Here is a 20,764-nt window from a genome sequence, read left to right on the forward strand (position 1 = left end):
ACATCGTCGTCCACGACGCGGTGCTGCTCGCCCGCCGCCGGTGACCCGGCGCCGGTGCGGCCCCACGGCAACCTGTCCGGTTGGCCGGGCGAGGGCGGCGACGGCCGCGCTGGCCGGCCGGGTAGCCTTCGGCGCGTGATCGCGCCTGACTCGTCCGGGACGGCCGTGGACCGGCCCGCCACCGCGTCGCCACCTGCCGAGGCCGAGCCGGTGCGCCTGCCGCTGGCGGTGGCCATGGCGGTGGCCGCCGGGTTGGCGCTGCTGGTGGCGTTCCCGCCGTACGGGTGGTGGCCGTTGGCGCCGGTGGGCGTGGCGCTGCTGGCCGCGGCGACCCACCGGCGGCGGCTGCGGGCCGGTGCCGGTCTGGGCTTCCTGACCGGTCTGGCGCTGTTCGCGCCGTTGCTGGCCTGGACGAACCTGCACACCGGCTACCTGCCGTGGGTGCTGCTGTCGCTGCTTCAGGCCGGCTACCTGGCGCTGCTGGGTGCCGCCGCGGCCTGGGTGTCGCCGCTGGCCGACCGGTTCCCGGCGGCATGGCCGCCACTGACCGGGGTGCTGTGGGTGGGGCAGGAGGCGCTGCGCGACCGCACCCCGTTCGGCGGGTTCCCGTGGGGCCGGTTGGCGTTCGGCCAGGACGGCTCGCCGCTGCTGCGGCTGGCCGCGCTGGGCGGCGCCCCGCTGGTCACGTTCGCGGTGGCGCTGACCGGCGGGCTGCTGCTCGCCGCCCTCTGGTGGCTGCTGAGGGCGCGCCGTGCCGCTGCCGGTGGTCGCTGGTGGGTGCCGGCGGCCGGTGCCGCCGCCGCGGCGGTCCTGGTGCTCGGTGGCGGGCTGCTGGTGCCGGTGGCCACCGCCCGCGCCGACCGGAGCGTGACGGTGGCAATCGTGCAGGGCAACGTGCCGCGGCTCGGCCTGGACTTCAACGCCCAGCGGCAGGCCGTGCTCGACAACCACGTCAACGCCACCATCACGCTGGCCGAGGAGGTCGCCGCCGGTATCCGGCCCCGCCCCGATCTGGTGGTGTGGCCGGAGAACTCCAGCGACATCGACCCGCTGCGCAATCCGGCCGCCGGGGCCCGGATCTCGGCCGCCGCCGACGCGGTCGGCGTACCGATCCTGGTCGGCGCGGTGCTGTCCGGTCCGGGGCCGGGGGAGGTACGCAACGCGGGGCTGCTGTGGCACCCGGGCAGCGGCCCCGACCTGGAGCAGCTGTACATCAAGCGGCATCCGGTGCCGTTCGCCGAGTACGTGCCGCTGCGTCGCATCGCCCGGCTGGTCAGCGACCAGGTCGACCGGGTGCGGGCGGACTTCGTGGCCGGCAGCACGCCGGGGGTGCTGCGTACCCCGGCGGTGGTGCTCGGCGACGTGATCTGCTTCGAGGTCGCCTACGACGGGCTGGTCCGTGACACGGTGGTCGGTGGGGCGCAGCTGCTTGTGGTGCAGACCAACAACGCCACCTTCGACGTCGCCGAGGCGCGCCAGCAGCTGGCCATGGTGCGGCTGCGGGCGGTGGAGCACGGCCGGTCGGCGTTGATGGCCTCCACGGTCGGCGTGTCCGGGTTCGTCACCCCCGACGGGCGGGTAAGCGACGCCACCGGGTTCAACACCCGGGCGGTGGTGGTACGGCAGCTGCCATTGACCGAGGGGCGCACGCTTGCCACCCGGGTCGGGATGTTGCCGGAGGTGCTGCTGGCCGGGTTGTGCGTGGTCGCGCTGGCCGGTGCGGCCGTGCTGCGGCGTCGGGCGGGTGCCCGGCCCGGCTAGGCGCTCGGGAGAGGGGGCGGCGGTGGCGCAGCGCACCGACATCCGTACGGCGGTTCCCGGGGTGGGGCGCGTCCTGGTGGTCATCCCGACCTACAACGAGGCCGACAACGTGGCGGCGATCGTGCGGCGGGTGCGCCGGGCCGCGCCGCAGGTGGAGATCCTCGTCGCCGACGACAACAGCCCCGACGGCACCGGTGCGGTCGCCGAGGAGATCGCCCGCGCCGACGGGCAGGTGCATGTGCTGCACCGCGACGGCAAGCAGGGGCTGGGTGCGGCGTACCTGGCGGGGTTCGCGTGGGCGCGGCAGCGCGACTACGACGCGGTGGTGGAGATGGACGCCGACGGTTCGCACGCCCCGGAGGACCTGCCTACGCTGCTGCGTGCCGCCCGCGACGCCGACGTGGTGATCGGCTCGCGGTGGACGCCGGGCGCCCGGGTGGTGAACTGGCCGCTGCGGCGGCTGGTGTTGTCGCGCTGCGGCAACCTGTATGCGCGGTTGGCGCTGGGTGTTCCGGTGTCCGACGCCACCGGCGGCTACCGGGTCTACCGGTCGGCGGTGCTGGACGCGCTGGACCTGGAGTCGGTCTGTTCGCAGGGCTACTCGTTCCAGGTGGAGCTGTCCCGGTTGGCGCACCGGGCCGGGGCGCGGATCGTGGAGGTGCCGATCACGTTCGCCGAGCGGGAACGTGGGGCCAGCAAGATGAGCCCGCTGATCGTGGTAGAGGCGCTGTGGCGGATCACCGGCTGGGCGGTGCGGGACCGTCGTACGGCGGTGCGGCGCGGGTGGCGGGAGGCCACCACCGGGCGGGCCCGGTGGCCCTGAGCGGCGGTCGTGTCATGCTGGATATACGCAGACGGTCGCGCCTGCCGGGCGGGCCGCAGACGTCGAGACGCCGTGTGGCGGATGGGGTGATATGCGCCGAGCACTGAGGTTCGTACCGTTGGTCCTGCTGGTGTCCGTGGCCGCGGAACTGGCCGTGTTCGTCATGGTGGGCCGCACCATCGGCTTCGGCGCGGCGACGCTGTTGGTGTTCGCGGCCTCGCTGCTCGGGCTGGTGCTGCTGCGTCGGGAGGGGATCCGGGCGTGGCGGGGCTTCCGGGAGGCGGCGCAGGCCGGCCGGCCGCCGGGTCGTCAGGTGACCGAGGGGCTTGTGGGTCTGCTCGGTGCGCTGCTGCTGGCCGCCCCGGGTCTGGTCAGTGCCCTGGTGGGGTTGGTGTTGCTGGTGCCGCCGGTGCGTCGGATGGCCCGGGTCGGGATGCAGCGTTCCGCCGAGCGCCGGATGTCGTCGATGGCGGCCGGTGACCTGTTCGGGCCGCGCCGGGTACGGGTGTACCGGGGTGCGCCGCAGGAGCCGGCGGGCTCGACCGGTGAGCAGCCGGCCCAGCCCGCCACGAGCACCGGTCAGCCGGCCACGAGCACCGGTCAGCCGACCATGGTGGCGCAGCAGCAGCCGGTGGTGGACGGCGGCGGGGCGATCGAGGGTGAGATCGTGGAGCCGCGTAACCGCTGAAAAAGGGTCGACTCGTCGGCCCGCCCGCGAAGACATGACAGCGCCCCCGGGAATGATCCCGGGGGCGCTGTGCGGGTACGGGTCAGGCGCGTCCGCGGCGGGTGCGGACCTCCTGCAGCCGCTCGGCGAGGATGTCCTCCAGTTCGGCGATGGAACGCCGCTCCAGCAGCATGTCCCAGTGGGTACGCGGCGGCTTGGCCTTCTTCTGCTCCGGCTCGCTGCCGTCGACCAGCCGGGCGACGCTGCCGTCGAACTTACATTCCCAGGTGGTGGGTACCTCGGCGTCGACGGCGAACGGCACCTCGAACTGGTGTCCCTTGGCGCACAGGTACTCGCGGGTCTGCCGCGGCGCGAGCTCCGTGTTGCGGTCGGACTCGTAGCTGACCGCGCCCAGCCGGCTACCGCGCAGCATACGCTCGCCCATGATCGACTTCCCCTCTTCGGTGGTGCTGGTCCTGTCAGTGCAACGGTCCGCCCCCGCCGGGCCATTCCCGGCCGTACCCCGGGCGGCGGCGTTCACGCGTTGCGCGGTCAACGGTAGCCGGCCACGGCCTGCCCCCGGCCGCCTCGGCGGACCGTCGCCGCCAGCGGGAATGGTAGCCGGTCGGGTCGCCGACGCGGGCAGGCCGTCGCGTAAACCGCCGAGCGGTCAGCCGACCCGTGGGGTCGGCGGCAACGGCAACGGCAGCCCGGGTAGGCCGTCGAGGCTGTGCGCCACGTGTTCCTTGCCGGCGAAGTAGCTGCCCAGGGAGGCGTCGTCCTCGCGGGCGAAGCGTCGGGCGTGCAGGTCCCGGTCGGCGTCGTAGGTCATCAACGGCACCGCGTAGCCGCAGGTGTCGCGGATCAGTTCGGCGTGTACGACGATGACGGCCCGTAGTCCGTGGTCGGTGGGGTCGATGTCGGGGAAACGCCGCACCAGGGCCGGGAAGCGAGGGTCGTCGCGGAACACCGGCTCGCCCCGGCCGTGCACCCGTACGATGTTCGGCGCTCCGGAGAAGGCGCACCACATCAGCGTGATCCGGCCGTTCTCCCGAAGGTGGGCGATGGTCTCGGCGTTGCTGCCGGCGAAGTCCAGGTAGGCCACGGTCTGTTCGTCGAGCACCACGAGGCTGCCGCGCAGGCCCTTCGGGGAGAGGTTGACCGTGCCGTCACCGGACAGTGGAGCGGTCGCGGTGAAGAAGATCGGTTGCTCCTCGATGAAGTCCCGTAGCCGCCCGTCGATGCGTTCGTGCGTCTTTCCCATCCCGCCATCATCGTCGCCACGGGTGGGGTCGGCGCGGTCCCGGGTGGCGGGGCGGACGGGATCCGAGCCGTACGACGTCGGCCGCTATCGGATATCGCCAAGATCGACGGCGTTTTGAGTCGAGTACCAGCACTCACAGGGCACGAGACTGTTGACATTCGAGAACAGCTCCGGGATAGTGGCTCGAAATCTAGCAGTGGAGTGTTCTATGTCACAGGCGGAGGCCATGCGTGGCCGGTTGATCGAGCAGGGCGTCAAGTACGTCTTCGGGTTCTACGTGGACATCCACGGCGTACCGAAGAGCAAGTGCGTACCGGTCGAGTCGCTGCCGTCGATGGCCGAGGGGTCGGAGCTCTACACCGTCGGCGCCCTCGAAGGGATGGGGGAGTTGGGCCCGCACGAGGACGAGTGCGCCGGCTTCCCGGATCTCGACCGGCTGGTGGTGCTGCCCTGGAACCCCGCCGTCGCCGTCGCACCGACCCGGCTGCACCTGCGCGGCGCCCCCTACGCCCAGGACTCCCGCAATCTGCTCATCCGGCAACTGGAGGCGGCGCGGTCGATGGGCCTCGGCGTCAACGTGGGGATCGAGCCGGAGTTCTACGTCATCCGACCGACCCCGCACGGCTGGGAGCCGCTGGTACCCAGCGACCGCCTGAACGCACCGACCCGCGGATACGACCTGGAAGCGACCATGCTGGCCGAACCCTTCCTCGACCCGATGGTGCAGTACATGAACAGCCTCGGGTGGGGCGTCTACTCCTTCGACCACGAGGGAGGCGACGGACAGTACGAGTTCAACTTCGACTACGCCGACGCGCTCACGATGGCCGACCGGATGGTGCTGTTCCGGCTCATGGCCAAACACTGCGCCCGCGAACTCGGCTGCGTCGCCACCTTCATGCCCAAGCCCTTCCAGGACGACTTCGGGTCGGCCGCGCACCTGAACATCAGCCTGGCCGACCTCGCGACCGGTCGCAACGTGTTCACGGCCGAGGACGACACGGCCTACAGCGACCTGGCCCGCAGCTTCACCGCGGGAGTGCTCGCCCACGCCGGTGCCATCTGCGCGGTCACCTCGCCCTCGGTCAACTCGTACAAGCGGTTCACCAGCAAGGGCTTCATGGACGAGATCTCGTGGGCGCCCGTACACCGCGCCTGGGGCGAGAACAACCGGACCCTCATGTGCCGACTGCCCGTCAACCGGCACTGCCTGGAGGTGCGCTCGGTCGACGCCGCGGTCAACTACTACCTCGGCATCGGCATGGTGCTCGCCGCGGGGCTCGAAGGGGTCGCCAGAAAACTCGATCCCGGCGCACCCCTCAACGCCGACACCTACCGGATGACGCCCGAGGAACTCGCCCAGCACGGCGACCTCGCCCTGCCACCCACGCTGGACGACGCCCTCGACGAGTTCGCCGCCGACCCGCTCGCCCGGGAGGTCTTCGGCGACGAGTTCCACGCCACCTATCTGCGCCACAAGCGCCAGGAGTGCCACGAGTACAGATCGGTGGTCACCGACTGGGAACTACGCACGTACCTGCAACGGATCTGAGGACCGATGTCCACCCCGGACCCGACCAGCCGTACGCTGCCGCCGCAGGCAGAGGCGCGTCGACGCGCGGCCAACGCCGAGGCGTTGAACCGGCTGGTGAACGCGAATCCCACCCTGGTGGACGTGGCCACCGCCGCCGACGTCGTCCCCGGCATGACCCCGACCACCATCCTGACCTCGGGCGCCCCGCTCGATTGGCCCGAGTACACGGGCGGACAGCGACGAGCCCTCGTCCACGCCGCCGTGTACGAGGGGTTGGCCGCCGACCCGGACGACGCGGTGCGGGCGCTGGACGCCGGCAAGATCCAGGTCAGCACGACCCAACAGCACAACTGCATCGGGTCGGTGGCCGGCATCTACACCGCCTCCATGCCGGTCCTCGTCGTACGGGACGAGACCTACGGCGGCACCGCCTACTGCAACCTGTACGAGGGCAGGAGCAGACGCCGCCTCAACTACGGCTCCTACGACGAGGAGGTCGCCCGGGGACTTCGCTGGCTCGAGACGACGATGGCGCCCGTGCTCTCCGAATGCCTGCGTCGGACGGGGCCGATCGCCCTGAAGCCGCTCATGGCCCGCGCCCTGCGGATGGGCGACGAACTGCACAGCCGCAACACCGCCGGCAGTCTCCTGCTCGAACGGGAGCTACGCGACGCGCTCTTCGAACTGGCCAGAACCGACACGCACGTCGCCGCGGTCCGGCAGGTGCTCGCCTTCTTCGACGACAACGACTACACATTCCTGCGCGTCGGGATGGCCGCCGCGAAGGCGATCGCCGACGCGGCACACGGGGTGCCGTTCAGCAGCCTGCTGACCGGGATGGCCCTCAACTGCCGAGAATTCGCGATTCGGATCAGCGGCCTCGGCGACCAGTGGTACCGCGGCGAGCACCCGGACCTCGACGGGCGGTTCTTCGACGGCTTCGGCCCGGCGGACACCGAATGGATCGGTGGCGAGAGTTGCGTGACCGAGACCGTCGGCCTCGGCGGGTTCGCCCAGGTCTGCGCCCCCACCCTGCAGAACTACCAGGGCGGCACGTACGAGGCGATGCGGGCGAACAACGAACGGATGTATTCGATCACCGTCGGCGAGCACCCGGACTTTCGACTACCGCCGTTCGACTTCCGGGGATCCCCGGTGGGCATCGACCTGTTCGCGGTGCTGGCCACCGACACCACCCCACTCATCGACGGCGGCCTCGCCGGCCGCGACGGCGGCCAGATCGGGGCCGGCGTCCTCAGACCGAAGACCGACAGCTTTCGTTCGGCGGCGCGTGCCTACCTGGACCGTTACGGCAACAGCGCCGAGAGATTGTGAGTCGCCCTTTCGCCACATCGGCATCGAGCAGCCGGCGACGTGCCCCTGCTCGCCAAGGAGAGACCATGGAACATCCTCCACCGACAACCTCGACCACACCCACCGGAGCCCCTCGCAAGATCAAGGGGAGGATGGGCCCGCTCGAACTCGCCTTCTTCGTGGTGGCGGCGGCCGGTCCGCTGCTCGTGGTGGCGGGCTTCGCTCCACTCGCGTTCATGATCGGCGGCGTCGGGGCGCCCGGCGCGCAACTGGTCGCGGGCCTCGTCCTGCTCCTGTTCGCCGTCGGCCTGACCCGGATGGCGCTGCGCATCAAGAACGCCGGCGCCTTCTACGCGTACATCGGCCGTGGTCTCGGCCGGCCGGTCGGCGCCGGAGCCGCGACCCTGGCGCTGGCCGCCTACTCGGCCATCGCGATCGGGCAGCTCGGCGCCGTGGGCGCCTTCGCCGCCGGCCCGCTCAACGATTTTCTCGGTACGGACATCCCCTGGCCGGTCTACTCCCTGACCGCGCTCGCGATCGTCGCCTATCTGGGGCACCGGCAGATCTCGCTCAGCGCCAAGGTGCTCGGGGTGGCGCTGCTGGCGGAGGCGGCGATCCTCCTGGTCCTGGCGGCGCCGGTGCTGTTCACCGGCGGCGCGGAAGGGTTCGACCTCGGTTCCTTCACCCCTGGCGCGATCTTCGCCGGCGGCGGCACCGGCGCGATGTTCGCCATCGTCTTCGGCGCCTTCATCGGCTTCGAGTCCACCGCGATCTACTCCGAGGAGGCCCGCGATCCCCAACGAACCGTGCCGCGCGCCGTCTATCTCGCCGTCGGGTTCCTCGCCATCTTTTACACCTTCATGGCCTGGATCGTCTATCTGGCGTACGGGAAGTCGGAGATCGTCTCCGCGGCGACCGCTGACCCGGTCGGTCTCGTCTTCACGGCAACCGAGCAGTACGTCGGCTACCCGGCGGTCGTGGTCATGCAGATCCTCCTGGTGACCAGTGCCTTCGCCTCCACACTGGCGTTTCACAACACCGCCTCCCGTTACCTGTTCACCCTCGGGCGGGAGCGGCTGCTGCCACGGGCACTGGCCAAGGTGCACCCCAGGCACCACTCACCCCATGCGGCGAGCGCCGTACAGGCCGGGTTGGCGCTGGTCGTGGTCGGCATCTTCGTACTCGTCGGCGCCGACCCCTACCTCCAGGTCTTCCTGCTCATGGTGGCACCGGGCGTACTTGCGGTGATCGTTCTTCAGGCGCTCTGCGCGATAGCCGTCGTGGCGTTCTTCAACTGGCACCAACGCCGGCACGGGCTGACCTTCTGGAGCACGACACTCGCCCCCCTGCTCAGCGTCGTGGGCCTGACCATCGCCTGCTGGTTGGTCGCCACCAACTTCGAGTTGCTGTCCAACCGAACCGACTGGGTGAACCTGCTCCTGCTGGGCGGGCTCCTGGTGGCGTTCTGCGTGGGTATGGCGCGCTCGCTGTGGCTACGAGCCAAGGACCCGGCCCGGTACGCCGAACTCACCCAGACAGAGGTCTTCTGAACCGCTCACCCCTGGCGATCCACCCGCCCGCCCGGCGCCCGCACGGCTCCGGGCGGGCGGCGCGCGGCGAGCGACCTCAGCCGATCTCCCACTCGTAGGAGAACTTTTCAATCTTGAGGATCAGCGACGTCTCCACGTTGCTGACGCCCGGCATGCCGCCCAGCACCTCCGAGGTGAACTTCAACAGATGCTGGTTGTCGGCGAAGAACGCCTCGATGATCAGGTCGTAACGGCCGGTGGAGAAGCCGCAGTAGCGGACCTCCGGCAGCCGGACCAGCGCCTCGGACACGCTCCGCAGGCTGGGCAGATTTACCGAGATGCCGATGATGGCCGACACGTTGTAGCCGGCCAGCTTCGGCGACGGAACGGCAACGATCTCGAACAGGCCCCGGTCGAGCATCGCCGCGATGCGCTTGCGGACCGTCGTCTCGGTGATCTTGAGTCGGCGGGCGATCTCCACGTTCGGCGTCCGGCCGTCGGTCTGCAGGATGCGCAGGATGTCGCGATCAGTCTGATCGAGGCCGGTGAACGGCAGGTCGAGGTCGTTGGCTCCGGACCGCTCCGCCCTACGTGGTCGTGGCTGCCGAACGGATCCCATCGCGTCAGCATAGCGAAGTTCGAGCAGCGGGCAGGTCGTCCGCCCGATCGCCGCTGCCCGGCCACCGACCTGGTCACCCGCCCACCCGTCAGGGCGTCCGGCGGGTCAGGGCGGTGGCGAGCTCACCCACCTGGCCCGCCAGTTGGGCCACCCGCTGCCGGGCATCGTCGCGGTCGGTCTCGGCCGCGCGCAGCCGTACCGTCAACTCCACCACCTGGTTCTCGGCGGCGCTGGCCGCCGCCCGGGCGGCGGCCAGCTCGGCGCGCAGCGCGTCCGCCTCGGCGGTGGCGGCGGTCAGGTCGGCGCTGGCCTGCCGGGCCGACGTTTGCGCCCGGTCACGGTCGGCTTCGGCGTCGGCACGCGCCTGTTCGGCCTGCTCGGCTCGGGTGCGGGCGGCGTTGGCCTCCGCCCGGGCCTCGCTGGCCCGGGTCGCCGCACGCTCGGCCTCGGCGCGCGCCTGTGCGGCGTCCGAGCGGAGCTTCTCGGCCTGCGCCCGCGACTGGTCGGCCTGTTCCCGCGCTTGATCAGCCTGTACCCGCGCCTCGGTGACGGCCGCTGCATGACGTGTCGCCTCCGCACGAGCCGCGTCCCGGTCGGCGGTCAACTCGGCGCACCGGCGACGCTCGGCGTCCAGCTCGGTCCGCAGCTGTCGCAGCTGGGTGCGGGCGGTGTCCCGGTCGGACTCGGCCTGCGTTCGCAGCGCCTCGGCGGCGGCCTGCGCCCGCTGGGCGTCGTCGCGGGCCGCTGTCGCCCGTTCGGCGCGCGCGGTGGCCTCGGCGGCCTGATCGGCGGCGTGCGCGGCGTCGGTCCGTGCGGCGTCCCGTTCGGTCGCCGCGACCTGCGCCCGTCGGCGGTCCTGCTCAGCTCGGGCGTTGGCGTCCTCCGCCACCCGCAGCGCCTCGTCGCGTTCGGTCTGCGCCGCGGCGACCGCCGTGGCCGCCTCCGCCCGGACCTGGGCGAGCTGGCGCTCCACACCGGCCGGGGACAGTTCGGCGTGCAGCGCCTCGGTCAGCGTCGCCACGACCTGGTCGAGCCGGTCCACCGCCTCCCAGGTGCGGGCCACCTGCCCGGGCAGGCCGGGGGCGTTGCGGTGGCGCATCCGGCTGTTGCGGGAGGCCCGCTGGCAGGCGCCGTCGTTGTCCCGGCAGTAGCGGAACGGGCGGCCGGCGCCGGCACGCTGCGGCACGTCGCGTCCGCAGTGGGCGCAGGGGCGGGTGTCGGCGGCGGGCTGGGCGTCCATCGAACGGGGAGTCTAGTGGGGTGTCCGGAACGCGCAGCAGGACCCGACCGCCACCCGCCACCACGGAACCGGCCCTGGCCTCGTCAGTCAGCGACCGAGAGCACCTCGGTCGTCTCGCCGGCGGTCAACGTCACGGTCGTCTCGCCGTACGGGCCGGCGACCCGCAGCCGCTGCGGCACCGGCGAGCGCAGTCGGGCCCGGACCCGGCCCGGCCACCAGGTCAGCTCCTCGACGGTGAGCCCGCCCGGGCAGCGCACCCCGCGTAGCGTCCCGCGCTCCAGTCCCGGCAGCGGCGCCGGCAACAACCGCAGCCGGCCCGGCCGCCCCCGTACCAGCGACTCGATAAGCACGGCCGGCAGGGTGTGCGCGGCGTCGGCGTTGTAGGTGACCCGCCCCGGGTTGTGCGCGCTCATCAGCGACCGGAAGAACATGTCCCGGCCGACGATCTTGAGTAGGTTCTCCGCCACCAGGTTGCCGTCGCGCAGCCGGGCCGCGGCCAGCGCCCGGTGCAGACTGCCGTGCGCCGACAGGTTCTCGTCGCCGCGCCGGCGCAGCACCCGATGCGCGGCGGCGGCCAGTTCCGGGGTGTCGTCGGGGTCGATCTCGTCCAGCGGCCACACCGGGTAGAGGTGACTGACGTGCCGGTGGTCCTCGTCGCCGCGGTAGCCGGGCCAGGCCCATTCCGCCAACGCCCCGTCGGAGTCGATGCGGTACGCCGGCAGCCGCGCCAGCAGATCGGTGAAGCGCTCGTCACCGGTGAGCGTGGCGGCGACGGCCAGCGCGTGCCGGGCCGCGGCGATGTCCATTGTGGCGTTCACCGCGGCGGGCACCGGTTTCCCCGCCGCGTCCAGCGGCCCGGTCTCCGCCGAGTACGACGGCACGAACGTCACCGTGCCGTCGGGCGCGGTGACGGTGAGGAAGTCGACGAAGAACTCGGCCACCTCCACCAGCCAGCCGGCCACCTCGCCGAGCGGCTCCCCGGTCACCAGATGGTGCTCGTAGAGCGGAAACAGCAGCCAGTGCGCGCCCGGCAGCCACGCCGTGAACGGCCAGTCGGGGTGGACGTGGAACAGGTGCCCGTGCTCGCCGTCGGTGCGGCTGGGCGCCAGCAGGCCCCGCGTGCCGTAGACGGCGCGGGCGTTGGCCCGCCAGTGTTCGACCTGGCTGCGCAGCAGCCCGGCGTGGGCGGCGGTGACCTCGGGCAGGGCGCCGAGGTTCGCCGCGGCCAGTTGCAGGTTCAGGTTGGCGTCGGTGGTGAAGTCCCCCGCCCAGGCCGCGTCCCAGGAGCCGAGCCACAGCCCGGTCAGTCGGGGCGGCAGCACCCCACTGGCGCTGAACAGCAGGTACCGTCCGGCGTGGAACAACCGTTCCAGCAGGGCCGGGTCCAGGCGGTGCGGGTCGGCGGCCTGCCGGGCCAGCAGCTCACCCACCGGCAACGCCCGCTGCTCGGCCGGCACCGCCAGGTCCAGCACGACCCGCCGGTACGCCGGGGTGTGCCGCGCCACGTGCCGCTGCAGCAGCGCCGGGTAGTCGGCGTCGCGGTGACCGCCCAGCCGGTGAGCCAACGCCTGAGTGCGCCACGTCGCCTCGGGCCGGTCGAGCGCGGTCAGCAGCAGCGCCGGGCCGTGCACCCGCACCCGGTCACCGTCGAGTTCCACGTCGCCGCGCAGCAGGGTCAACCCCTCGAAGCCATACGCGCCACCGGCCTGCGGGTAGCGGCCCCGTACCCGCAGGAACACCAACCCGTCGCGCCGATACGCGGACACCGCGTAGCGCACCTCGCCCGGACAGCCGGGCAGCTCACCGGTGGCACCGACCACACAGCTCCCGAGGTCCAGCCGGGTGACCACCAGCCGGTCGGCGCGGGAGACGAACGATCGGCGTTGCGCACCGGCCCAGCGGACCACCACCTCGCCGGTGTCGAAGTCGGTGTGCCGGCGGTAGTCGCGCACCGGTGTCTGCTCGGGCACGTCGACGGTGAGGGCGAAGCCGGGATGAAACGACTGCGTCCAGCGCAGTGGTGTGTCGCCGGCCAGCAGTCGACCCGCCTCGGCCCGCTGGCCGGCGAGGATCAGTTGCCGGATCCGGGGCAGCAGTGCGGCCAGTTGCGGCGCTCGGGCGTCGCGGGTGCCGTTGGGCAGTACGAACCGGTGATGGTTGACGATGATGCGTTCGGCGTGCGGCCGGCCGTACACCATGATGCCGTACTCGCCGTTGCCGGCCAGGAACGCGTCCTCCCAGCTCGACGCGGGTTCGGTGTCCCAGATGTGGTGGGTCGGCCCGGTCACGACGCCGCCGGGTCCAACGCCGCGACGGGTGCGGCGGCCGTGCTGTCGCGCACCGTCAACCGGGGCGGCAGCAGGGTGCTCTCCGGTACCGGTTCGTCGCGTAGCTTGCGCATCAGCAGCGACACGGCGTGCCGGCCGATCTCCTCGGCCGGCACCGGCACGGAGGTGAGCCGGGGGCTGGCGTGCTCGGCGAACTGGTCCGGGCAGACCGCCACCACCGACACGTCCTGCGGCACCCGCCGGCCCAGCGCCGCCAGGGCCGCCTGCACCGGCCCGACCGCCGCCTCGTTCTGCACGACCAGCCCCGAGATGCCGGGGTGGCGGGCGAACAGGTCGACCACCCGCTGGTGCACCTCGGCGGCGTTCTCCGCGCACGGCAGCGCCACCGCGTCGACGCCGTGCGCGGCGGCGGCCTCCAGCACCCCGGAGCGGGTGCGGTGCGCGAAGCCGGTGCCCCGGTCGTAGACGGCGGCGGGGGCGCCGAGCAGCGCCACCCGCCGGTGGCCGAGCCGCGCCAGGTGCTCCACGCAGACCTGGCCGGCCCGGTGGAAGTCCAGGTCCACACAGGTCAGGCCGCAGGTCTCGGCGGGCAGGCCGATCAGCACGCTGGGCCGGCCCAGCTCACGCAGCAACGGCACCCGCGCGTCGTGCAGTTCCACGTCCATCAGCAGCACCCCGTCGACCAGGGCACCGGCGGCGATGCGGCGCAACCCCGCCGGCCCCTCGTCGGAGGTGAGCAGCAGCACGTCGTGGTCGTGGCGGCGGGCCGAGGTCACCACCGCCGTGGCGAACTGCATCACCACCGGCACCTGGATGCCCGAGCGCAGCGGCAGCACCAGCGCGATCACGTTGGATCGCCGACTGGCCAGGGCCCGGGCGCCGGCGTTGGGGTGGTAGCCGAGCAACCGGATGCTGGCCAGGACCCGGTTGCGGGTCACCTCGGAGATGGCGCGTTTGCCGCTGAGCACGTACGACACGGTGCTCACCGCGACGCCGGCGTGCCGGGCCACGTCGGAGATGGTGGGCTGTCCGGACGGCACGCGTCCACGCCCGCTCACCGGGCCCCGCTCGCGGTGTGCAGGCGGGGCCGGGGCTCGACCGGTTCGCCGCGTACCGCCACGGCACCGACCTGCCGTACGTCGGTCGCGGACCGCCCGACCAGCACGGTGTGGGTGGCGTCCTCCACCACCGGGCCGCCCCGGTCGGCGTCCCACCAGGCCAGCTCGGCGGTACGCAGCCGCAACGTCACGGTCTGCCGCTCGCCGGGGGCGAGGGTGAGGCGGGCGAAGTCGCGCAGTTGCCGCAGCGGCTGCTTGACCCGGGAGCGGCGCTGCCGGGTGTAGAGTTGCACCACCTCCTCGCCGGCCCGGTCACCGGTGTTTGTGACGTCCACGCTCACCTCGACCTGCTCGCCGACGGTTGCCACCGGCGTGCTCAGCCGCAGCCCCGAGTACTCGAACCGGGTGTAGGACAGGCCGTGCCCGAACGGGAACAACGGATCGCCCCGGTAGTACAGGTAGGTGGCATCCGCGCCGATCACGTCGTAGTCGAGCAGGTCGGGCAGGTCGGCGACATCGGCGTACCAGGTCTGGGTCAGCCGGCCGCCCGGCTCGGCGTCGCCGAGCAGCACCTCGGCCAGCGCGGTGCCGTGCTCCTGGCCGCCGTGCGCCGACCAGAGCACCGCCGGCAGGTGCTCCCGCGCCCAACCGATCGCGTACGGGTAACTGCTGGTCAGCACCAGAACGGTACGCGGGTTGGCGGCGTGCACGGCACGCAGCATCGCCTCCTGCCGGGCCGGCAGGGCCAGGTCGACCCGGTCCTCGGTCTCGCGGCCGTTCACCATCGGATGGTTGCCCAGCGCCACCACCGCCACGTCGGCGGCGGCGGCCAGCGCGGCGGCCTCGGCCGCACCGTCGGCGACCAGCTCGATGCCGAAGGCGGTGGCGGACGCCGGCCCGTCGGCGTCGACCCGCAACCGGCCGTCGGTGTCGACCGTGACGTACCGGTCGGTCGCCAGGTGCCGCAGCAGCACGGTGCCGCCGGGCAGCGGATCGAACTGGAAGGTTTCCCGCACCACCCAGCCGCCGGGTCCGGGCCGGTCGTTGACCAGGGTGCCGTCGTCGTCGGCGCCGACGTGCCGGCCGTTGCCGACCGCGCGCAGCGCCACCGTGTCCCGACCCCAGTCGAACACGTCGAACCAGGCGGGGTCCGGGCCAACGGTCAACGGGCCGCCGTCGGCGTCGTCGGGGCAGCTGACGTACCGGTCGGCCACCCGCAGCGCGATGCGGTCGGTGCCCGGATGGGTGCTCACCTGCGGCAGTCGTTCGGCCAGTCCCTGGTAGGTGGTGACCGCGTACGGCAGGGTGCCGCTGTACCAGTCCTCGTACACCACGTCGGCCAGCGGGCCGAGCACGGCCACCCGGGGCCCCGGCGGGAGGGGGAGCAGCCCGTCGTTGTGCAGCAGCACGACGGACTGGCGGGCGGCTTCCCGGGCCAGTTCCCGATGCGCCGGGCAGTCGACGACCTGCGGTGTGGTCGCCGCGTACGGGTCGGTGTGCGGCGGGTCCAGGTCGCCCAGCCGCAGCCGGATGGTGAGGATGCGACGCACCGCGCGGTCCACGTCGGCGACGGTGATCAGGCCCCGGTGCAGCGCCTCGGTCAGCCGCTGCACTGTGGGTCCGCTGTCGGTGTCGTCCTCGGTGAAGCTGTCGATGCCGGCGCGCAGGGCGGCGGCGAAGCCGCTGACGTGATCGGGCGCGTGGCCCTGCACACCGGCGATGTTGCCGACCGCGCCCGCGTCGCCGACGACCAGCACCTCGCCGGGGGCCCACCGGCGCAGTTCGGCGTCGATGAGTGGGCTCAGGTGTGCCGGCACCCCGTCGACCAGGTTGTAGGAGGCCATCGCGGCGACCGCGGCGCCGGCCGCGATGGGGGCCCGGAACGCCGGCAGTTCGTACTCGTGCAGCACCCGGGGCGGCAGGTCGCTGGAGGTGGTGGCCCGGTCGGTCTCGTTGTTGTAGCCCAGGAAGTGTTTGACGGTGGGTGCGGTACGCAGCCGCTCGGGGTGATCCCCGCGCAGCCCCTGCGCGTACGCGGTGGCCAGTTGGCCGGTCAGCCGCGGGTCCTCGGACCAGCCCTCCTCGTTGCGTCCCCAGCGCGGATCACGCAGCGGGTTGACCACAGGCGCCCACACGTTGAGCCCGACCCGGGCGGGGTCGGCGTGGTGCTTGGCGCGTACCTCGTCGCCGACGGCGGCACCGACGGCGCGCACCAGGTCCGGGTTCCAGCTGCTGGCCAGGCCGATCACCTGGGGAAAGACGGTGGCCGGGCCGAGCCAGGCGACGCCGTGCAGCGCTTCGGTGCCGGTCCGGAAACCGGGCAGGTCCAGCCGGGGCACCGCCGCCTGCCACTGGTGCAGCAGGCCGAGCTTCTCGGGGAGGGTGAGCTGGGCCAACAGGTCCTCGACCCGGGGGTGGGGTGTGGTGCGGTCGGTCATGGTGAATCGCCTTCCGGTGCCCGGCGCGCCGAAGGTCGAAGCGCTTCGACGACGGATGGCCGAGCAGCGTCGCAGGTCATGGGGGGATGACGGTCGTCGGCCCGGACGCTGGCGAAGCGCTTCGACAAACCGCGGAAAGCAAGCCGCCCCGGGTGCCCGAACGGGGCGGCTCAAGTCGAGGTTGGCACCCCGCGACCGGTCAGGTCAAGACCGGCGGCGCGTGGGGCCGGTGGCCGGTCAGCGGGTGGGCAGTCGGCCGGCCTCGACGGTGGCCAGCGCGGCGGTCGCGCCGCCGAGCGCCGCCGGGGTGGTCAGGGTGGAGGCGTCCAGCCGGCAACCGCCGGCGGCAGGGGCGTGGCTGCGCGCGGCCAGCTCCGACCGGGCCGCCGGCAGCAGCCACGGCGCCAGGGCGGCGAGGTGGTCGCCGAGCACCACCACCTCCGGATTGAGCAGGTCGGCCAGGACCGCGACGCCACGCCCGACGTGCCGGCCGATCTCGGCCAGGCCGCTGAGCACGGTGGGGTCGTCCTGCCGGGCCAGCGCCACGATCCGCTCCAGCTCCGGCAGGTAGTCGGTGATTGGGCCGTCCTCGGCGGCGTCGGGCAGCAGCCGGCACACCACGGCGGGCAGCCCGACCAGCGCGGTGAGGCAACCCCGGCTGCCGCAGACACAGTTCGGGCCGGTCGGGTCGAGGCACAGGTGGCCGAGGTCGCCGGCGAAGCCGCGTGCGCCGCGCAGCAGCCGGCCGGCGGCGATGATCCCCGCGCCGACGGTGACCCCGCCGGTCACGTGCACCAGGTCGGTGGTGCCCGCGTACGCCCCGTGGCGCTGTTCGGCCAGCGCGGCGAGGTTGGCGGCGGCCTCGACGCCGACGGCGAACGGCGGCTGCCGCAGGGCGGCGCGCAGCTCGGCCGCGACGGGCACGTCCCGCCAGCCCAGGGCGGTGGCCAGCGGCACCGTGCCGGCCGGGTCGACCAGCCCCGGCACGCCCACGGTCAGCCCCAGCACGGTGCGGCCCTGTGCGCTGACCCGGCCGATCGCGCGGCGACTCAACGCGGCCAGCGCGCGCAATGTCTCGGCGGGGGAGACCGTGCCGGCGGCGAAGGCGCGCCGCCAGGTGAGCAGCCGGTTGCCGCCCAGGTCGATCGCCACGGCCACCAGTTCGTCGGCGCTGATCTGCAGGCCCAGGGCGGCGTACGGTTCGCCGTCGAGCACCAGCATCGTCGCCGGCCGCCCGACCCGGTTCTCGGTCAGCCCGGTCTCGCGGACCAGCCGCTGGTCGATCAACTCGCCGACCAGGCTGGAGACGGTGGCCTTGTTGAGTCCGGTGCGCGCGGCGATGTCGGCCCGGGAACAGGGGGCGTGCAGGCGGACGTGGCGCAGGACCACCGCGCGGTTGGCCACCCGCACGTCGCCGAGGTCGGTCGGCTGCGGTTCGTTGTGGATGCTGATCACGATCTGCCCGCTCCCTGCGCCGCCGTCGTGGCGCGCGTTTCATCATCGCGTACCGCGGCGGCGGGACCGATCATGGTGCCCGCCCGCCGGCACGCCCGGTCCTGTGGGGCGGTTGATTCGGCTGGATCCCCAACTAATCGTAACCGGACCCTGCTGCCGCGCAAACCCGCCGCCACAGGCGTGCTACCTGCCGTCATCCGGCCGCCTGGCGACCCTGTCCCGTGCGGCCTCCGACACCGTCCAGACCGGCCACCGCACGGGACGCCTCAGCCTTCGTCGGGGAAGAGTCCCGCGAAGGGTGCGGCGGCCACCACCTCGCCATTGAGCAGTGACCGGGCCGGTCGGTCGGCATCGCCGACCCCGGCGAGAACCAGCTGCCCCACCCGCAGCGGCCCTCGCGTTCGGATTCGTAGTTCCGCCCCGTCGCGGACCGCCTCGATGACCGTGTCGCCGTCGACGTCGTGGACCACCGTGGTGGCGTCGACCGCGCCCCAGCTGACCAGGGTGACATCGCCGAAGGGGCCGTCACCCACGGTGACCCCCGGCGCCACCAGTGGCAGCAGCGCGCCGCGGCGCACGTACACCGGCGCCCGGGACAGCGGCACTTCGACCCGCAGGTACTGCCCGCCGGCGTACCGTTCGCCGGTGGCCGCGTCGATCCAGTCGTCGCCGACCGGCAGGTAGACGTCACGCCGGCCGGACGGGTCGATCACCGGCGCGACCAGCAGGTCCGCGCCGAGTCGGTACTGCAGGTCGACGGTCCAGGCCGTCGGGTCGTGCGGGGTGTCGACGAGCAGCGCGCGCATCATCGGCGTCCCGGTGCGCGCCGCCGCCACCGCCGCCGACCACAGGTACGGCAGCAGGCGGTAGCGCAACCGCAGGGCGGCGACCGCGTGCTGCGCCGCCTCGGGCGGGAAGTCCCACGGCATCCGGCTGCTCGTGCCGTGCAGCCGGATCAGCGGCGACAGCGCCCCGAACTGCGCCCAGCGCACGTACAGGTCGGGGTCGGGTACACCGTGGAACCCGCCGGTGTCGTGGCTCCAGAACGGCACCCCGGACAGTCCGTGCGACAGCCCGCCGCGCAACGTGCTGGCCAGGGCCGGCCAGGTCGCGTTCACGTCCCCGCTCCACTGCGCGCTGTGCCGCTGCCCACCCAGGTACGACGCGCGGGCCCAGACCGTGCGGTGGCCGGCCACCTCCTCGGTGACCTGGGCGACCACGTCGTTGAAGAGCAGGGCGTACACGTTGTGCAACTCGACGCCGGTCATCCCGTTGTGGGCCACCGCGTCGACCGGTACCCCCTCGGCGAAGTCGGTCTTGAACACCGCCACGCCCTGCTCCAGCAGGGCACGCAGCAACCCGCTGAACCAGCGCACCGCGTCGGGGTTGGTGAAGTCCACGATGGCCGAGGCCGGGTAGCTGCCGTGCCAGACGTCGGCGACGTACGTGCTGCCGTCGGCGTGGCGCAGGAAGTAGCCGGCCTGGTCGGCCTCGGCGTAGCTCGGGCTGGCCGTCATCACGTACGGGTTCATCCAGAGGCAGACCCGGAAACCCTGCTCGGCGAGGGTACGCAGCATCCCGGCCGGGTCGGGGAAGCGGCGGTCGTTCCAGCGCAGGTCCGACCAGCAGCCGGCCACCTGCCAGTAGCAGTCCAGGTGCAGCACGTCGCAGGGAATGCCGTGCTCCCGGATGCGTCGGGCCCGTTTGAGCACCCGCCGCTGGCTGTCGGGCAGGAAGCCGGAGGAGATCCAGCTGCCGAACGCCCATCGGGGCGGCAGGTACGGCCGGCCGGTGAGCTGGTTGAACCGGTCCAGCACCTGCGCCGGGGTCGGCCCGGCCAGCACGTAGTAGTCGAGCAGGTCGTCGGGGACCAGGATCTGCACCGCGCTGTGGGTGGACTGGCAGACGTCGAACTGCACCGGCAGCCCGCTGTCGACAAGCACCCCGTAGCCCCGGTTGGACAGGTAGAACGGCACGTTCTTGTGGGCGCGGTCGGACTCGCCCCCGAAGGCGTCGAAGTTCCACATCAGCGCCCGCTGGCCCCGCTTGTCCAGCGGGGTGAACTTCTCCCCGAAGCCGACGAAGCGCTCGTCGCCGGGGGCGAGAAAGCTCTCGTGCCAGGCGACCCGGACCCCGTCGAGCGTGGAGTGGCCGAACGGCAGGGTACGCAGCCGGCCGCTGATGTCGACCGTGCCCTGGTCCTGCTCGATGAGCACGGCACCGTCGGCGCTCAGGAACCGGATCCGCCACGGGTCGAGGGTGATCTCGGCGACCACCGCACCGGCGGCCACCCGGACGTGCCGCTCGTCGACGGTGACGGTGGCCGGGTAGGGCCGGGGGTGCACCAGGGCCACGGCCCGGGCCGAGCGGCTGCGGGCCTGCGCGTCCTCGGCCAGCCGCACCCGGATCACACCGTCGCCGGCCGCCTCGACGCGGACCACCGCGGTCGCCCCGTCGGCCAGTGCGGCCTTGAACGTCGCGCCGTGCGGGTCGGTGCCGGCGACCTCGGCCCGGCCCACCATTGCCGGGCCACCCGCGCCGGGGCCGCGCACCGGCAGGTCGGGCGGGTCGGCGACGAAGGTCTCGTAGGGCACCAACGGCGGGCGGTACGGCATCGGCGTCTCCTCGACGAGGTTTCGGCGGTGCCGACAGTTTCTTTAACTACCCAACGAACTGTCAACGACAGTCATCGATTCCGAAATTATCGGTGCCGTTGACATGGGCAAAGCCCGTACCTAGTTTGGACAGTCCTTCAACTAAAGAAACCGGTGATG

15 protein-coding genes are annotated in these 20,764 nt (G+C 72.7%); 6 read left to right on the plus strand and 9 right to left on the minus strand.

The window, feature by feature from the left end; translation table 11 throughout:
• Window positions 1-135 precede the first annotated feature (135 nt).
• From lnt to AC507J_RS11575, 3 genes are all read left to right on the plus strand, one after another.
• Window positions 136-1,761: an apolipoprotein N-acyltransferase gene (gene lnt, locus AC507J_RS11565; protein WP_496289110.1), complete on the plus strand. Its 1,626-nt coding sequence runs from the start codon at window positions 136-138 to the stop codon at window positions 1,759-1,761.
• Between the two features lie 22 nt (window positions 1,762-1,783).
• A complete protein-coding gene (locus tag AC507J_RS11570) occupies window positions 1,784-2,584 on the plus strand; it encodes a polyprenol monophosphomannose synthase (protein WP_496289111.1) in 801 nt (266 codons plus the stop codon).
• Between the two features lie 91 nt (window positions 2,585-2,675).
• Window positions 2,676-3,272 carry an FxsA family protein gene (locus AC507J_RS11575; RefSeq protein ID WP_496289112.1) on the plus strand — a complete coding sequence of 199 codons (597 nt, stop codon included), beginning with the start codon at window positions 2,676-2,678 and terminating at the stop codon, window positions 3,270-3,272.
• An 82-nt stretch (window positions 3,273-3,354) separates the two neighbouring features.
• Here the strand turns inward: AC507J_RS11575 and AC507J_RS11580 are convergent, their stop codons facing one another.
• On the minus strand, window positions 3,355-3,696 hold the full coding sequence (locus AC507J_RS11580; protein ID WP_046564157.1) for an RNA polymerase-binding protein RbpA: 342 nt from the start codon (window positions 3,694-3,696) through the stop codon (window positions 3,355-3,357).
• A 225-nt stretch (window positions 3,697-3,921) separates the two neighbouring features.
• On the minus strand, window positions 3,922-4,515 hold the full coding sequence (locus AC507J_RS11585) for a pyridoxamine 5'-phosphate oxidase family protein (RefSeq protein WP_496289113.1): 594 nt from the start codon (window positions 4,513-4,515) through the stop codon (window positions 3,922-3,924).
• A 208-nt stretch (window positions 4,516-4,723) separates the two neighbouring features.
• Between AC507J_RS11585 and AC507J_RS11590 the strand changes: the two genes are divergently transcribed.
• From AC507J_RS11590 to AC507J_RS11600, 3 genes are all read left to right on the plus strand, one after another.
• Window positions 4,724-6,067 (plus strand): hypothetical protein, encoded by a 1,344-nt coding sequence (locus AC507J_RS11590; RefSeq protein ID WP_496289114.1) that lies wholly within the window; start codon window positions 4,724-4,726, stop codon window positions 6,065-6,067.
• 6 nt (window positions 6,068-6,073) lie between these two features.
• Complete coding sequence (locus tag AC507J_RS11595) at window positions 6,074-7,384, plus strand: YlbE family protein (protein ID WP_496289115.1); 1,311 nt, start codon at window positions 6,074-6,076, stop codon at window positions 7,382-7,384.
• 65 nt (window positions 7,385-7,449) lie between these two features.
• Window positions 7,450-8,913 (plus strand): APC family permease, encoded by a 1,464-nt coding sequence (locus AC507J_RS11600; RefSeq protein ID WP_496289116.1) that lies wholly within the window; start codon window positions 7,450-7,452, stop codon window positions 8,911-8,913.
• A gap of 76 nt (window positions 8,914-8,989) precedes the next feature.
• Here AC507J_RS11600 and AC507J_RS11605 read toward each other — a convergent pair whose 3' ends face one another.
• From AC507J_RS11605 to AC507J_RS11635, 7 genes are all read right to left on the minus strand, one after another.
• The gene (locus tag AC507J_RS11605; protein WP_496289117.1) at window positions 8,990-9,511 is read right to left on the minus strand and encodes an Lrp/AsnC family transcriptional regulator; all 522 of its coding nucleotides are present in this window, start codon (window positions 9,509-9,511) and stop codon (window positions 8,990-8,992) included.
• Between the two features lie 88 nt (window positions 9,512-9,599).
• Window positions 9,600-10,751 (minus strand): hypothetical protein, encoded by a 1,152-nt coding sequence (locus AC507J_RS11610; RefSeq protein ID WP_496289118.1) that lies wholly within the window; start codon window positions 10,749-10,751, stop codon window positions 9,600-9,602.
• Window positions 10,752-10,834: 83 nt separating this feature from the next.
• Window positions 10,835-13,039 carry a glycosyl hydrolase family 95 catalytic domain-containing protein gene (locus tag AC507J_RS11615; RefSeq protein ID WP_496289119.1) on the minus strand — a complete coding sequence of 735 codons (2,205 nt, stop codon included), beginning with the start codon at window positions 13,037-13,039 and terminating at the stop codon, window positions 10,835-10,837.
• The gene (locus AC507J_RS11620) at window positions 13,036-14,079 is read right to left on the minus strand and encodes a LacI family DNA-binding transcriptional regulator (RefSeq protein WP_496289120.1); all 1,044 of its coding nucleotides are present in this window, start codon (window positions 14,077-14,079) and stop codon (window positions 13,036-13,038) included. The genes AC507J_RS11615 and AC507J_RS11620 overlap by 4 nt, the downstream gene beginning before the upstream one ends.
• Before the next feature lie 14 nt (window positions 14,080-14,093).
• Window positions 14,094-16,535, minus strand: coding sequence for a glycoside hydrolase family 3 C-terminal domain-containing protein (locus AC507J_RS11625; protein ID WP_496289121.1), 2,442 nt, complete (start codon window positions 16,533-16,535; stop codon window positions 14,094-14,096).
• A gap of 237 nt (window positions 16,536-16,772) precedes the next feature.
• Window positions 16,773-17,990, minus strand: a complete 1,218-nt coding sequence (locus AC507J_RS11630) for an ROK family transcriptional regulator (RefSeq protein WP_496289122.1) — start codon at window positions 17,988-17,990, stop codon at window positions 16,773-16,775.
• Window positions 17,991-18,256: 266 nt separating this feature from the next.
• Window positions 18,257-20,605, minus strand: coding sequence for a TIM-barrel domain-containing protein (locus tag AC507J_RS11635; protein ID WP_496289123.1), 2,349 nt, complete (start codon window positions 20,603-20,605; stop codon window positions 18,257-18,259).
• Between the last annotated feature and the right edge of the window lie 159 nt (window positions 20,606-20,764).

The sequence above is a fragment of the Micromonospora sp. PRAS1 genome (genome assembly GCF_059553435.1).

What these genes read in the sequence shown, in the direction of transcription:
- AC507J_RS11575 (WP_496289112.1), top strand. Translation starts at nt 2,676, where the DNA reads ATGCGCCGAGCACTGAGGTTCGTACCGTTGGTCCTGCTGGTGTCCGTG.
- AC507J_RS11580 (WP_046564157.1), bottom strand. Translation starts at nt 3,696, where the DNA reads ATGGGCGAGCGTATGCTGCGCGGTAGCCGGCTGGGCGCGGTCAGCTAC.
- AC507J_RS11585 (WP_496289113.1), bottom strand. Translation starts at nt 4,515, where the DNA reads ATGGGAAAGACGCACGAACGCATCGACGGGCGGCTACGGGACTTCATC.
- AC507J_RS11590 (WP_496289114.1), top strand. Translation starts at nt 4,724, where the DNA reads ATGTCACAGGCGGAGGCCATGCGTGGCCGGTTGATCGAGCAGGGCGTC.
- AC507J_RS11595 (WP_496289115.1), top strand. Translation starts at nt 6,074, where the DNA reads ATGTCCACCCCGGACCCGACCAGCCGTACGCTGCCGCCGCAGGCAGAG.
- AC507J_RS11600 (WP_496289116.1), top strand. Translation starts at nt 7,450, where the DNA reads ATGGAACATCCTCCACCGACAACCTCGACCACACCCACCGGAGCCCCT.
- AC507J_RS11605 (WP_496289117.1), bottom strand. Translation starts at nt 9,511, where the DNA reads ATGGGATCCGTTCGGCAGCCACGACCACGTAGGGCGGAGCGGTCCGGA.
- AC507J_RS11610 (WP_496289118.1), bottom strand. Translation starts at nt 10,751, where the DNA reads ATGGACGCCCAGCCCGCCGCCGACACCCGCCCCTGCGCCCACTGCGGA.
- AC507J_RS11625 (WP_496289121.1), bottom strand. Translation starts at nt 16,535, where the DNA reads ATGACCGACCGCACCACACCCCACCCCCGGGTCGAGGACCTGTTGGCC.
- AC507J_RS11635 (WP_496289123.1), bottom strand. Translation starts at nt 20,605, where the DNA reads ATGCCGTACCGCCCGCCGTTGGTGCCCTACGAGACCTTCGTCGCCGAC.